The following is a 13,817-nucleotide window of genomic DNA, read 5'->3' as shown; positions in this document are numbered from 1 at the left end:
GAGCCTCAGCCGACGCGCTTGGGCCGGGCGAAATCCTCGACGAGGTCGGCGGCGGCCACGGCGTTCTTGGGGGGTTCGCTCATCCGGGTGGCGAGCTCGCGCGCGTGGGCACGGCACTCCGGATCGAGAATGGTGCGCAGATCGGCGACCAACGATTTCTCGTTGGTGTGCGATATGCGCCGCCCGGTGCCCACCTTCAATTGTTCGACCTGGGCCGCCCAGGGCGCTTGGGCCGGCAGATTCCAGAGGATCAGCGTGGGGCACCCGGCGCGCAGGCCGGCGGCCGTGGTGCCCGCGCCGCCGTGATGAACGACCGCCCGGCAGGCGGGGAAGATGGCGGTGTGGTTCACCGCGCTCACCACCTTGATGTGCTCGAACCGGGGCAGGTCGGTGAAATCAGTCCCGCCGGCGCAGACCAACCCTCGCTCGCCCAACTGCGCACAGGCCTCGCCGATCATGCGGAGTGTGTCGGCCGCGGAGGCGACCGCCGGGCTGCCGAACCCGAAATAGATCGGCGGTGATCCGGCGGCAACCCAGGACGCGACCTCGTCATCGGTATCCGTGGCCAACTGCAGCGTCAGTGCGCCGACGAACGGCCGTTGGCCATCCCACTTCGCCCATTCGGCTGCCAACCCGGGAAAGCACACCTCGTCGTATGCCTGGATTTCGAGTGATCCGCGTTCAGCGATCCGTAGCGTCCAGGGGCGCGTGGCCTCCGGCAGGCCCAGTGCACGGCGCTGCGCGCCCTCGACCTTCTTCGTCAGTAGCCAATATTCCCACGCTTGCAGCTGCGCCATGAGGTGGTGACGGCGGGGTCGTGCCGGGGAGAAATGCAGCGTGGCCATCGGGATGTCGTAACGCTCCGCGACGTTGCTGACTAGCGGCTCGAAACTCTGACCGCTGATCAGTACGTCGGCACCGTCCGCCAGCGACGCCAGCGTCGTGCTCATCTCCTCCCAGCACCGGGCGCCCAGCTCCCAACTTTCGCGCCCGAACCTGATCAGGTCCTGGATCTTCCAGGGGTTGCGCCGAAGCGAAGTCCAAAACGGGCGCACCGCTTGCATCGTGGCCGACCAATCCAGGCCGTATGCGACCGCCGCAACCCCGGCCGACTCGGCGAAATCGACCAGGTCGGGCGGGACGGCGATGCGCACGTGGTGCCCGCGGCGGTGCAGCTCACGGCCCAGAGCTACGCAGGGCTCGATGTCGCCACGGCTTCCCCAGTTTGACACCACAAATTTCACGCGGATCCGGGCCTTCCTGTTGGGTCCAACAAGTGCCGACCCGACCTGCGGTAGATATGAATCTGGCCATAGTTACCACGGGGCTGTGGCAGATCTATGGGTTTCGGGCTATATTTTCGCGTTCTTTACGTATTCGTTCATTTCGACAAGCGCATCAGCTCGCACTGATTTGCCCGTGTCCTCGAAGGCCTCTCACGTGGGCCCAGCGCAGTAATCGGTCAGACGTGGCGGCGTTGATCACCACGACGGCGCCTGCTGGCCATCAGCCAACGCGCCTGAGGCAGGCGAATTCTTCCAGCAGGTCCGCGGCGGCCGCGGCGCTTTTAGCGGGTTCGGTCATCCGGCCGGCGATCTCGCGGGCGCGGGTCGCGTATTCCGGGGCGAGAATGGTGCGGAGGTCCGCCACCAGCGATTCCCGGTTAGCACTCGAAAAGCGCCGGGCGGTGCCAACTTTCAACCGTTTGACCGCACCCCCGTAGACCGCGTGAACGAGGTCCCAGTACAGGATCAGCTGCGGGACCCCCGCGCGCATGGCAATGGGTGTGGTGCTCGAGCCGCCGTGGTGGACGAGCGCCCGGCAGGCCGGAAAGACGGTCGAGAAGTTCACCGCGCCCACCACCTTGACGGCGTCAGAATGGGGAACACTGCTGAAGTCGGTTCCGGCGGCGCCAATCAATGCCCGCTCGCCCAACTCCGCGCAGGCCGCGCCGATCATGGCGATCGTGTCTGCCGGGGACTCGACGGGGATGCTCCCGAAGCCGAAGTAAATCGGCGGTGTCCCTGCGGCAATCCAGGACGCGACCTCCTCGTCCGCATCCGTCGCCAACCCGAGGGTCAGCGTGCCGACAAACGGACGTTGACCGTCGAATTTCGCCCATTCGGCGGCCAACCCCGGAAAGCACGCCTCGTCGTAGGCCTGAATTTCCAGCGATCCCCGTTCGGTAATCCGTCGCGGCGCGGAGCTCGTCGCCTTCGGCAGGCCGAGTTCACGGCGCTGGGCGTCCTCGGCCTTCTTCACCCCACGCCAATTCACCCACCAGTAGGCCTTGACTGCCGAGCGGGCCAACGGCGCCGGCAGGAATGGCAGGGTCTGGCTGTTGGGCCGTAGCGGAAAGTAATGCAACGTGGCCAGCGGAATGTCGTAAAACTCCGCGACATTGGCGGCAGCGTCCTCGAAATTGATGCCCGTGAATATCAGGTCGGCCCCGTCCGCCAGCGACATCAGCGCCGTGCCCATCTCCTGCCATCCCTGGAGGAGGCGCCCCGCTATGTCGAGTCGCGACCCGATCAGATCCCGGATTCTCCATGGGTGGCTGAAAAAGCAGGTCCAGAACTCGCGGTGCGCGTCGAGAATCGATCGCGCCTCCGGCCCGAAGCCGACTGCCGTAACCCCCGCCGACTGCACGAACCCGACGAGGTCCGGCGGGACGGCCATGCGCACCTCATGCCCCCGGCGGTGCAACTCACGACCGACGGCGAGGTTGGGCTCGACGTCGCCGCGACTTCCCCAGCTTGCGAGCACAAATTTCATCGAGGCCTTGTCCTCACTTTCCGTGCGCATTCTGCGAGGGGAAAGCGCAGCCCCCACAACGCCGGCTCAGCCGCCCGGCAGCATATCCCGGTCGCCCGCCACACACGGGAAATGTCGAGGCATCGGGCGTTTACTTCCGAGGAGATCCGGCGGTCTCACCGAGAAATTGGCCGAGAAACCGAGCCGGCTTCAAATTCAGCAACCGCTTGCGATCGGCGGCGAGATCCGCATACGTCAGCGCCTCGACCTCAGCGGGCGAGTAGGACAGTCGTGACTCTGGAGGTCCTTTACGCACCACTCCGACGCCGGTGTCGCACTTCAGCACCGCGACCTGCAGGTCGTCCCGCACGCTGCGCAGGTGGACTATCGATTTCCAGACGTCGCCACTCCACAAACCAATGATCAGTGGCCCCTTCTGCTGTGCGACAAAGTCGGCCCACGACTCCGCGCGACGGCCGATCAATTCGGTCGCGGGATTGCAGTCGTGCAGGAAAATGACGCCGTCGTCCCGCAGGTAGCGCACCGTGTTCTCGACGTCGCGCACCACCTGCTCGTAGGTGTGCATGCCATCGATCAGGGCGACGTCGATGGGGCGCTGCTCGAGGAACGCCGCCTGGTTCGCGAAGAAGTCGTCACTGGTCGTCTCGAAGTAGTGGGTGACGCGTGCCTTCGCATCTGCCTGTTCGCGGGAGCGCGCCGAGAGCCTGAATTCCGGGTCGACGGCGATTTTCTCGTCGGCGGTGATCCGCCGGAATGCAAGGCCCTTCGATACGCCGATCTCCAGATAAACGGGCTTCACCCGTCCGTCGAGCGCCCGCTGCACCGCCTTGATTCGGTTGGCGCCTGGTAGGGCGTCCACCAACATCGTCAGAGCGTCGTTGAAGTTCACGCGACGATCCTTGCGATTAAACGCGTGTCTGACAAGAGGTGCGCCCCGGCCGCGAACCCTGAATTGGAAGGGGGTCGAATCGACTGCACGGTCACGCGTTGTCCTGGGCGTGGTGGGCGGTTGGGTCGAGCCGGCCCAGACCCGTGATCTCCAGGCTGACCGACTTCCGCTGTCCCGCGGCGCCGAGCATGAAAAGGATGTCGCCGATCGGTGCGCCCAACCAAAATCGCCAAAATCGCCTGCCGAATAAATTCCACGCGTACTGCCCATTTCCGATCGACCAATACACCGCGATCAACACGAAGTAGTACAGCCAGCGTCGCCACCGCGAGGTGACCATTTCGACATTCATCTCCCAGGTCTCGAGCCCCCACGCGCGATAGCGCCACTCCAACCCGTACCGCGCTTGAAACTCATAGAAAGCAAGCATTTCGCCATTGGTGACCAGATACTCGTCGAACACGAGGATCGATCCCTCGGTGAAGCGATCCTTGCATGTCTCCAACGCGTGCAGACAACTCTCATAGGTGTCCAAATCCATGTGGAAAAGCCTGACGGGGCTGGCTGGACGCTCGGCCAGGAACGGGGCCAATGTCTCGTACGTGCTCCCCCGCATGAACTGCACTTTCCGACCGAGTGTGTCTGGTATCCCGTCATGCAAAATTACGCCGGTGTCCGGCATCAGACGCTGTGCGAGTGGTTCCGTCAGCGAGAAGGTTCCACGCTTGAAGACCATCTGGTCGTCGACTTGCCAGTCTTCGACAAGGCCCTCGAAGGTGTCGAAGCCGTATACCGTGCGGCCGGAAGCATCGGATATCAGCCTTGTCGACCAGCCGATCCAGACGCCCAGATCAAGCAGCAGCTCCTCGGGATCCTCGGGGCATTGCTTCGGCAGGCGCGACGCCTCCCAGAGCAGCGTGTGTCCTGAAATCTTGGACCGCCGCAGCTCCGCAAGCGTGCGGGCGATGAATGCGCGATATGCGTCGTCATAAACCGTAATGTCCCGTGCATACAGATTGGGGATGAAGCGGTCGCGATTCCGATAAACCAAGCGCGCGCACAGCAGCACCAATAGAAGTGCGCCCAGCGCGACCAGCAGAATAGGCGCGAAGTAACACGCCGTAGCCACACCTAACGCAACGCCGACGAGAATCGCTTTCCAGAGATGGTGGAGGCTCGTCCGATCCAGCGTCAGAGCGCCCACCGTCGGACTATCGACTACGTTCACCGGCTCACCTCCGTGATCTCGGCTGCAGATTGGTACTACTGCATTGGCGTGGCACTGGGTCCGCCGGCGCTGACTCACCGATCTGGCGCGGCGCCCGCAACGAGCCTCTGGGGCGCCTCCAGTCGGGTTTTTGGCAGCCCGAACGTCCGGAGTCTCGCGGGCCGACGAACGATGACGTGATGATTGGCGAACATACCTAATCTGTTGAACAGGTGTGTGATAATCCCCCGGTTCGGGAAGCTCGTCCTCTTACCAGGTAGGTGACCTTGACCCAGGCCGACAGCGTTGCCCCCACCGAGCGGGTGCAGGATCGGCGCCCGACGAAGGTTGGGTTTCGCCCGGATATCGAGGGCTTGCGCGCCGTGGCGGTGGTCGCCGTCGTCTTGTTTCACGCCGAGGTCCCGGGGTTGGGCGGCGGGTTCGTGGGCGTGGACGTCTTCTTCGTCATCTCCGGCTTCCTGATCACCGGCCTGCTGTGGCGCGAAGCGAACACCAGCGGCACCGTGCGGCTGCGCAACTTCTATGGGGCGCGGGCCCGCCGACTGCTGCCCGCGTCGGCCGCGGTCGGGGTGATCACCGCGATCGCCTCGGTTGTGCTGCTGCCGCCGCTGCAGGCCCGAATCGTCCTTGGCGACGGCATCGCCAGCGCGCTGTATGTGAGCAACTACCAATTCATTCATCAACAAGTCGACTACTTCGCCGGGTCGACGGCGACGTCGCCGTACCTGCACTATTGGTCGTTGGGCGTCGAGGAGCAGTTCTACCTGGTGTGGCCGGCGATGATCCTCGGGACGGCCTGGCTCATCCGGCTCGTGCGGCGACGCGGCAAGACGGATGCCACCTCCTCGAAGAAGCCCTACCTCGTGGTGCTGCTGCTGGTCGGAATTCTGTCGTTCGCGCTGTCGCTCGCGGTCACCTACGTGGTCCCGGCCGTCGCGTTCTTTTCGCTGCCCACGCGGGCCTGGCAATTGGCGGCCGGCGGCCTGGTGGCTCTGACGGCCGGCCGGTGGCGCCGACTGCCACCCCGCGCTGCCGCGATCACCGGATGGACGGGGCTGGCTCTCATCCTGCTGGCCTGCACCTGGCTGGGCCCGGCCACCCTGTATCCAGGCATCGCCGCGCTGCTGCCCACGCTGGGCGCCGTGCTGGTGATCGGCGCCGGCTGCGCCGCAGCCACTCGAGGATATGCCCGCGTCCTGGCGGTACCGCAAATGCAGGCGATCGGCCGGGTGTCCTACTCCTGGTACCTGTGGCACTGGCCGGTGCTGGTCCTGACACCCGCGCTGCTGGGCCACCCACTCGGGCTGCCCGCCAGGCTCACAGCGGCCCTGGTCTCGGCCGGGCTGGCGGTGCTCACCCTGCGCTACCTCGAAAACCCACTGCGATTCGCCGCCCCCATCCGCCGATCAGCCCTGGCCAGCCTCGCCCTCGGCGCCACCGCCACCGCCACCGCCGTCGCCGTCGGCGTGGCGCTGCTGGCGTGGATGCCCGTCCCCGTCGGCCGCGGCCCGGCCGCCCCCACGCTGGCCATCACCGCCACACCTCCCCCCGCGGGCTCGGGCATCGACGCCTACGACACCGCAGTACGCCAAGCCTTCGCCCAAGTGCACGCCGCGGTCACCGCGTCGACCGACCTCAAAGCCGTACCCTCCAACCTGAATCCCCCACTTGCCGACGCGGGATCTGAATTCAGGGCCGTGTTTCTCAATGGCTGCCTGCGCAATCTCACCGAAGTGGGGCAGCCCGAATGCGCATCCGGCGACACCGCCTCGACGACGACGGTGGCGCTGCTCGGCGACTCGCACGCCACGATGTGGAGTCCAGCGCTCCAGCAAGTCGCGTCGCAGCAGCACTGGCGGCTGGAGACGCTGGGTAAGGGCGGCTGCGCACCGATGAACCTGCCCATCACCGACGCCGTCAAGCGCGCGGTGTCCAACGCCTTTTGCGAGCAGTGGCGCGCTCAGATCCTCGCCCGGTTGACCGCCGAGCGCCCACGGCTGGTCGTGGTGAGCATGTTCCGCGGGTACGGTATCGGGCGCGGCTACCAGCCTGGTTTCACGTCATACGACGCGGCCTGGCTCGACGGCCTGACCCACCTGGTGCAGCAGCTCCGCGGTACCGGTGCGCAGGTGCTGGTGCTCGGCCCGGTCCCCAATCCGCTCTCATCGGTGCCGGTCTGCCTGTCCGGCCACCTCGACGATGCAACGGCCTGCGCGCCGTCGAGGTCGGCAGCGGTGAACGAATCCGGCATCGCCGCCGAGGCCGCCGCCACCAAGGCCGGGGGCGGGCAATACGCCGACCTCACCGAACTGTTCTGCACCGCCGACCGCTGCCCGGTGATCGTCGGAAACAACCTCGTCTACTTCGACAACGTTCACTTGACGACCGAGTATGCACGCCTTCTGGCACCGGTGATCGGGGCGCTGGCCGAGCGCGCGCTCGCCCGCGGATAGCCCCCACGGGGAGGTCAGGAGGACCTGCCGGCTCCCTCTTGCCGGGGTTAGTCTTTCTGTGCGTTCTTAGCTACTTCGCCGAAGCACCGGAGCTGATCCGCAGTGATGACCCGGGCCGACGCCCTCAAGGCCCACCCCGTATCGCGCGGCGTCACGGGCGAGTCCCGTGTCATCGGAGGCTGATCCGTGGCAGACAACCGGCTCGCGTTGCTGGACCAAGCCTTCTATGCGGGGCATTGCGCCGTCGGCCAGCAGGAAGTCATGCAGATCCTGTGGCTTTATGAGCGCCCTATCGACTTCGATGGGCTAAGACGCTTTCACCACAATCTCGGTCACGGGTTGCTCGCACGGCTCATCGAGCGTTCGCCGCTGCCGTTCGGCCGGCATCGGTGGGTCTTGGATCGTGGGCCGGCGGACATCGATATCGCCGAGCGTGCCCGTCCCCGCGCGGAGCTCAGCGACTGGACCGATGAACGCTCACAACGGCCCGTTGATCCCGAAGCGGGGCCCGGCTGGCACCTCGGTGTCCTTCCTCTGACCGACGGCTCGACAGCGGTCACCCTGGTGGCGTCCCACTACGTGCTCGACGGCATCGGTCTGCTCATCGCGGCGATCGAGGCGATGCTGGGTCAGACGCGCGAGCTCGGCTACCCGCCGCCGCGCTCACGGGGGCGATTGCGCGCGGCGGCGGAGGATGCCCGCCAAACGGCCCGGGACCTCCCCGACGCTGCCCGCGCGATGATCGCGTTTGCACGACTCTCCCGGCGTCAGCGGCGCGACACTGCCCGCCCCGCACTGGCACGGCGGCCCGTCACCCCGCGTGGAGACGGCGGCGGTGACCCGGTCATCTTGCCCGGTGCCTCGATTCTCGTCGACGTGGATCACTGGAATGCCCGTGCGCAGGCTCTGGGCGGATCGAGCAACACGCTGGCCGCCGGGTTGACCGCGAAACTCGCGGAGCACCTCGGGCGCCGGCGCGGTGATGACGGCGCCGTCACCCTGCAGGTCGTCAAGAGCGACCGCACCGAGGGTGATACGCGTGCGGTCGCAGTGTCGTTCGCCCGCGTCACAATCGACCCGACCCGGGTGACGACGGATCTGCGTGAGGCCCGCGCAGCCATCAAACAGGCGCTGCAGGATCTGCGGGAAGCCCCAGGTCTGTCGTCGCAGCTGGCCGCGCTGACCCCGTTCACTCCGAAGCGGACGTGGAGGCGGGGCGTCGATGCCGCGCTCAACGACCCGGATCTGCCGGTCGTTTGTTCGCATCTCGGCGACGTCGGCTTCTCGGTGGGCCTTCTCGACGGCACCCATTGCGACTACGCCTGGGCACGAGGGACGAGGCAACACGTCACGCGACAATGGCTGGAGAGAACCGGCGGGCACCTGCAGGTGTTGTCCTTCAGCTCGCCGGGCCTCGGCAAGGTGTGCATCCACGTCGTCACCTATCAACCGGGCGTCGTGACCACCAAGCCCGCTTTGCGCGAACTCGCCCAGCGCACGCTCGCCGAGTTCGAACTGACCGGCCAGATCGATTGACGACCTCAATTGATGTTCGTGCCGCGGGGGCCTCGGTATGATCACCCGGACCGCACCCTGGGTGTACGCGTGCCGGTCAGCTATTTTCCTCCACAGAGGAACCGGAGGCGTCGGCTGTTGTCCACATCAGTGCTCATCACTGGCGGGGCAGGATTCATCGGGTCCGCGCTCGCGCGGCGTCTCGTCACGGCCGGCTATGACGTCGCGGTCATGGATGTTTTGCATCCGCAGGTGCATGGCGAACGTCCAGCGATCGACCTGCCGCCATCCGTGCGGTTGTTCACCGGCGATGTCACCCATGCGCCCGACTGCGATGCGGTGCTTCGGCTGTGCCGGCCTTCCCAGGTCGTGCATCTGGCGGCGGAGACCGGAACGGCGCAATCGCTTTCCGAGGCCTCGCGCCACGGTTCGGTCAATGTGGTCGGAACGACACAACTCCTTGACGCCCTGAGCCGCTCAGCGCAGGTCCCCGACCAGCTCGTCCTGGCGTCGTCCAGGGCGGTCTACGGCGAGGGTGCCTGGCAGTGCGGCTCCCACATCTTTTATCCGCGGCCTCGCGACCACGCTCAACTCGTCGCCGGTATCTGGGATCCGCACGGGCCCACGAACGATGCGCCCGTCCCGCTTGCGAGCTGTGCCGGTCGAACGGAGCCGCGGCCGACCAACATTTACGCCGCGACCAAACTCGCCCAAGAGCACATCCTGACCGCCTGGGCCGCCGCGCACGACACCCGTCTCAGCGTGCTGCGGCTGCAAAACGTATACGGGCCGGGCCAGTCGCTGACCAATTCCTACACGGGAATAGTCGCTCTTTTCGCACGGTTGGCGCGCGAGAAGCAGCCGTTGGAGGTCTACGAAGACGGGCGGATCGTGCGCGACTTCGTCTATATAGAAGATGTCGTCGAAGCTTTGTTCGCTGCAATCGAGAATCCTGCGAATCGATCACGCTGTGTCGACATCGGATCGGATGTCCCGACAACCATCCATGAGCTGGCTCGCAAGATCGCCGCAATCTGCGATGCGCCCGAACCGGCCGTCGTGGGCAAATTCCGCGACGGCGACGTACGCGCGGCGAGCTGCGACATCGAGCCGGCCAAAAGCGAGCTCAGCTGGCGTCCGCGGTGGGCCCTCGAGGACGGTCTGCGGGCTCTGCTCGATTGGATCGGCGATCAGCCCGAATCATCTGCCGAGCCAAGCGATCACTCGCACATGACGGCTTTGCTGAAGTAACCGATCCTCTTACCGAGTAGGTGATCTTGCCCCAAGCGGACAGCGTCAGCCCCGCCGAAGGGCTGCGCGGTCAACACCCGACACCATCGAGGTTCCGGCCGGACATCGAGGGATTGCGCGCCGTCGCGGTGGTCGCCGTTGTCCTGTTTCACGCCGAGGTCCCGGGGTTGGGTGGCGGGTTCGTGGGTGTGGACGTCTTCTTCGTCATCTCGGGCTTCCTGATCACCGGGATGCTCTGGCGGGAGGTGGACGCCAATGGCACGGTTGGGCTACGCCGCTTCTATGGCGCGCGGGCCCGCCGACTGCTACCTGCATCGGCCGCGGTAGGCGTCGCCACCCTGATCGCCTCGACGGCCCTGTTACCTCCCTTACAGGCAAAGGTCGTCATTGGTGACGGCATTGCCAGCGCGCTGTATGTCAGCAATCTGTGGTTCATCGGGCAGAACGTCGACTACTTCGGCGGGCACCTGGCCGCCTCGCCGTTCCAGCACTATTGGTCGTTGGGCGTCGAGGAGCAGTTCTACCTGGTGTGGCCGGCGATGATCATCGGGATGGCATGGCTCATCCGGCGTCGGCGCAAGAGTGCCGATGGCCCTGCTTCGGGGGGCCCGTATCTTGCAATCCTCGCGCTGGTCGCGGTCTCTTCGTTCGCGCTGTCGCTGCTGATGTCGTACTTGGTGCCCGCCGCGGCGTTCTTTTCCTTACCGACCCGTGCCTGGCAATTGGCCGCCGGCGGTCTGGTGGCCCTGACGGCCGGCCGGTGGCGCCGACTGCCGCCGCGAACTGCCGCAATCACCGGATGGGCAGGGCTGGCCCTCATCCTGCTGGCCTGCACCTGGCTGGGCCCGGCCACCCTGTATCCAGGTATCGCCGCGCTGCTGCCGACCATCGGCGCCGTGCTGGTGATCGGCGCGGGCTGCGCCGCAGCTACGCAAGGATGCGGTCGCGTCCTGGCGATACCGCAGATGCAGGCCATCGGCCGGGTGTCCTACTCCTGGTACCTCTGGCACTGGCCAGTGCTGGTCCTGACACCCGCATTGCTGGGCCACCCACTCGGGCTGGCCGGCCGGCTCACAGCGGCCCTGGTCTCGGCCGGGTTGGCGGTGCTCACCCTGCGTTACCTCGAAAACCCGCTGCGATTCGCCGCCCCGATCCGCCGATCGGCCCTGGCCAGCCTCGGACTCGGCGCCGCCGCAACCGCGACCGCGGTGGCTGTGGGCGCGGCACTGCTGGAACTGGTACCGAACCCGGTCGGGCACGGCTCTGCGGCCGCGGCGCTGACCATCACCGCCGCACCTCCCCGCGCGGGCTCGAGCATCGACGCCTACGACGCCGCAGTGCGTCAAGCGTTCGCCCAAGTGCACGCCGCGGTCGCCGCGTCGACCGACCTCAAAGCCGTACCCTCCAACCTCAACCCACCGCTCGCCGACGCAGCGGCCGGTCAGAAGGCCATGCGGTTCAACGGCTGCTTTCGGACAGACAAAGAAAGCGGGCAGCCCGAATGCGCCACGGGCGACACCGCCTCGACGACGACGGTGGCCCTGCTCGGCGACTCGCACGCCGCAATGTGGAACGCGGGCTTCCAGGAGATCGCCACGCAACGGCCCTGGCGGCTCGAGTTCATGGCCAAGGCGGGTTGCCCGCCGATAGACGTGCCCGTTACCAATCACCTCGATCGGGTGGTTGAACATTTTCGCCACTGCGAGCAGTGGCGCGCGCAGATCCTCGCCCGGTTGGCGGCCGAGCACCCCCGGCTGGTCGTGCTGAGCATGTGGCGGGGTTACGGTGCCGGCAATTGGCAGCCCGGTTTCACGCCCTACAACACGACGTGGATCGCGAGCCTGACCCGCCTCGTGCAGCAGCTGCGTAGCACCGGCGCGCAGGTGCTCGTACTGGGGCCGGTCCCGGATCCGCGATCAATGGTGCCGGTCTGCCTGTCCGGCCACCTCGATGACGCGAACGCCTGCTCGCCGCCACGATCGGCTGCGGTGAACGAATCCGGCATCGCCGCCGAGGCCGCCGCCACCAAGGCCGGAGGCGGGCAGTACGCCGACCTCACCGAACTGTTCTGCACCGTGGGCCGTTGCCCGGTCATCGTGGGCAACACGCTGGTCTACCTCGACTTCGATCATGTGACCCCCGAATACTCCCGCCAGTTGTCACCGGTAATCGGGGCGTTAGCCGACCGCGCGCTGGCCAGTGGGATGTGACAAGAGCTCGACGCCCTCGCCGATCTCAGCCGACACGTTTGGTGCGGGCGAAATCTTCGACCAGATCAGCGGCGACCCTTACGCTGTCGGCCGATTTGGTCATCTTGGAGGCGAGTTCGCGGGCCCGGGTGAGGCATTGCGGGGCAAGGGTGGTGCGAAGGTCCGCGACCAGCGACTCGCGGGTGGTCGCCGAAAATCGCCGCCCGGTGCCAACCTTCAGCCGCTTGACCCGGGCTCCCCAAGCCCCCTGATCGGGCAGCGTCCAGAGGATCAACGTGGGGAGTCCGGCGCGCAGGCCCGCGTTCGTGGTGCCCGCGCCGCCGTGGTGAACGAAGGCGCGGCAGGCAGGCAGGGCGGCAGCGTAATTCATGACTCCCACCACCTTCACGTGCTCGGCCCGCGAGATGTTGCTGAAGTCGGTGCCGGCGGCGCAGATCAACGCCCGCTCGCCCAACTCTTCGCAGACCGAGCTGATCATCGCCAGCGTATCGACCGCGGATTCCACCCCGACGCTGCCGAACCCGAAACAGATCGGCGGTGTTCCCGCCGCAATCCAGGAGGCGACCTCGTCATCGGTGTCCGTCGGCAGCTCCATGGTCAGCGCTCCGACGAAGGGGCGCTGGCCGTCCCATTTCGCCCATTCGGCCGCCAACCCCGGATAGCAGACCTCATCGTAGGCCTGTATCTCCAGGGATCCGCGTTCGGCGATCCGCCGCGTCCAGGGGGTTGTGGCCTCCGGCAGCCCGAGTTCACGGCGCTGCGCGTCCTCGACCTTCTTCGGTCCGCGCCACGACAGCCACTCGAACGCCGTCATCGCGGCGCGGCCCAGCGGCGCCGGCAGGTATGGCAGGAGTTGGCCGTTGGCCCGCCACGGGAAGATATGCAGCGTGGCCAACGGGATGCCGTAATACTCCGCGACGTTGGCGGCGGTGTCCTCATAGTTCATGCCGGTGAGGATCAGTTCGGCGCCGTCGGCCAGTGACGTCAGCGTCCTGCTGACCTCGCCGCGGCACTCGGTCAGCGGCCCGGAAACCTCGCTCCACATCCTGCCCAACTCGCGGATCTTCCAGGGGTTGCCGAAGAAGTAGGTCCAGAAATCGCGGTGCGGGTCCAGGATGGCTTTCAACTCCGGTCCATAGGCAAGCGCAGCCGGCCCCGCCGACTCGACGAAGTCGACCATTTCCGGCGCGACAGCCATGCGCACGTCATGCCCGCGGCGCACCAGTTCGCGGCCGACAGTGACATAGGGCTCGACCTCGCCGCGCGTTCCCCAGTTCGCGAGCACGAATTTCATCGCGGATCCTGACCTTTCACTTCCCCTCGCATTCTGTGGAATGAAAGCGGCGGCCCCGCACCCCTGGCTCAGCCGCCCAGGAGCATAACCCGACGGCCGCGTGGCACCGACGTGAAAGCCAGAAGATCTTTGGACAGGTGGTCAACAGCACCGGGCCGGTCGGGAGCGCCGGGAACCAGTGCGCGGCGTCCGCTCGTGCCGG

Annotated in this window: 9 protein-coding genes; 4 read left to right on the top strand and 5 right to left on the bottom strand. The window is 66.5% G+C overall.

Annotated features, from left to right (window positions below; genetic code table 11):
- Positions 1–5 precede the first annotated feature (5 nt).
- The 4 genes from A5696_RS20030 to A5696_RS20015 form a co-directional block, all read right to left on the bottom strand.
- Positions 6–1,244, bottom strand: coding sequence for a glycosyltransferase (locus tag A5696_RS20030; protein WP_067882739.1), 1,239 nt, complete (start codon positions 1,242–1,244; stop codon positions 6–8).
- Positions 1,245–1,506: 262 nt separating this feature from the next.
- Positions 1,507–2,775: a glycosyltransferase gene (locus A5696_RS20025; protein ID WP_067882761.1), complete on the bottom strand. Its 1,269-nt coding sequence runs from the start codon at positions 2,773–2,775 to the stop codon at positions 1,507–1,509.
- Between the two features lie 130 nt (positions 2,776–2,905).
- Positions 2,906–3,640: a class I SAM-dependent methyltransferase gene (locus tag A5696_RS20020; protein WP_067882760.1), complete on the bottom strand. Its 735-nt coding sequence runs from the start codon at positions 3,638–3,640 to the stop codon at positions 2,906–2,908.
- A 115-nt stretch (positions 3,641–3,755) separates the two neighbouring features.
- Positions 3,756–4,868 carry a class I SAM-dependent methyltransferase gene (locus tag A5696_RS20015; protein ID WP_067882738.1) on the bottom strand — a complete coding sequence of 371 codons (1,113 nt, stop codon included), beginning with the start codon at positions 4,866–4,868 and terminating at the stop codon, positions 3,756–3,758.
- Between the two features lie 284 nt (positions 4,869–5,152).
- Between A5696_RS20015 and A5696_RS20010 the strand changes: the two genes are divergently transcribed.
- The 4 genes from A5696_RS20010 to A5696_RS19995 all read left to right on the top strand — a co-directional run bounded on the left by A5696_RS20010 (position 5,153) and on the right by A5696_RS19995 (position 12,321).
- Positions 5,153–7,345, top strand: coding sequence for an acyltransferase family protein (locus tag A5696_RS20010; protein ID WP_082969068.1), 2,193 nt, complete (start codon positions 5,153–5,155; stop codon positions 7,343–7,345).
- Between the two features lie 186 nt (positions 7,346–7,531).
- Positions 7,532–8,881: a hypothetical protein gene (locus A5696_RS20005; protein ID WP_231964527.1), complete on the top strand. Its 1,350-nt coding sequence runs from the start codon at positions 7,532–7,534 to the stop codon at positions 8,879–8,881.
- Positions 8,882–9,010: 129 nt separating this feature from the next.
- Entirely contained in the window at positions 9,011–10,111 is a 1,101-nt protein-coding gene (locus A5696_RS20000; protein WP_067882737.1) for an NAD(P)-dependent oxidoreductase, read from the top strand.
- A 26-nt stretch (positions 10,112–10,137) separates the two neighbouring features.
- Entirely contained in the window at positions 10,138–12,321 is a 2,184-nt protein-coding gene (locus A5696_RS19995) for an acyltransferase family protein (RefSeq protein WP_067882757.1), read from the top strand.
- Between the two features lie 25 nt (positions 12,322–12,346).
- Here A5696_RS19995 and A5696_RS19990 read toward each other — a convergent pair whose 3' ends face one another.
- Entirely contained in the window at positions 12,347–13,615 is a 1,269-nt protein-coding gene (locus A5696_RS19990) for a glycosyltransferase (RefSeq protein WP_067882736.1), read from the bottom strand.
- Positions 13,616–13,817: the final 202 nt, after the last annotated feature.

The organism is Mycobacterium sp. E2699 (assembly GCF_001666745.1).
Classification (GTDB): Bacteria; Actinomycetota; Actinomycetes; order Mycobacteriales; family Mycobacteriaceae; genus Mycobacterium.
Note: the sequence above shows the minus strand (reverse complement) of the source record. Positions and strands in the feature narration are given on the sequence as shown.

Excerpts from the sequence above, each read along its gene's own strand:
- A5696_RS20025 (WP_067882761.1), bottom strand. The coding sequence starts at position 2,775 with ATGAAATTTGTGCTCGCAAGCTGGGGAAGTCGCGGCGACGTCGAGCCC.
- A5696_RS20020 (WP_067882760.1), bottom strand. The coding sequence starts at position 3,640 with ATGTTGGTGGACGCCCTACCAGGCGCCAACCGAATCAAGGCGGTGCAG.
- A5696_RS19990 (WP_067882736.1), bottom strand. The coding sequence starts at position 13,615 with ATGAAATTCGTGCTCGCGAACTGGGGAACGCGCGGCGAGGTCGAGCCC.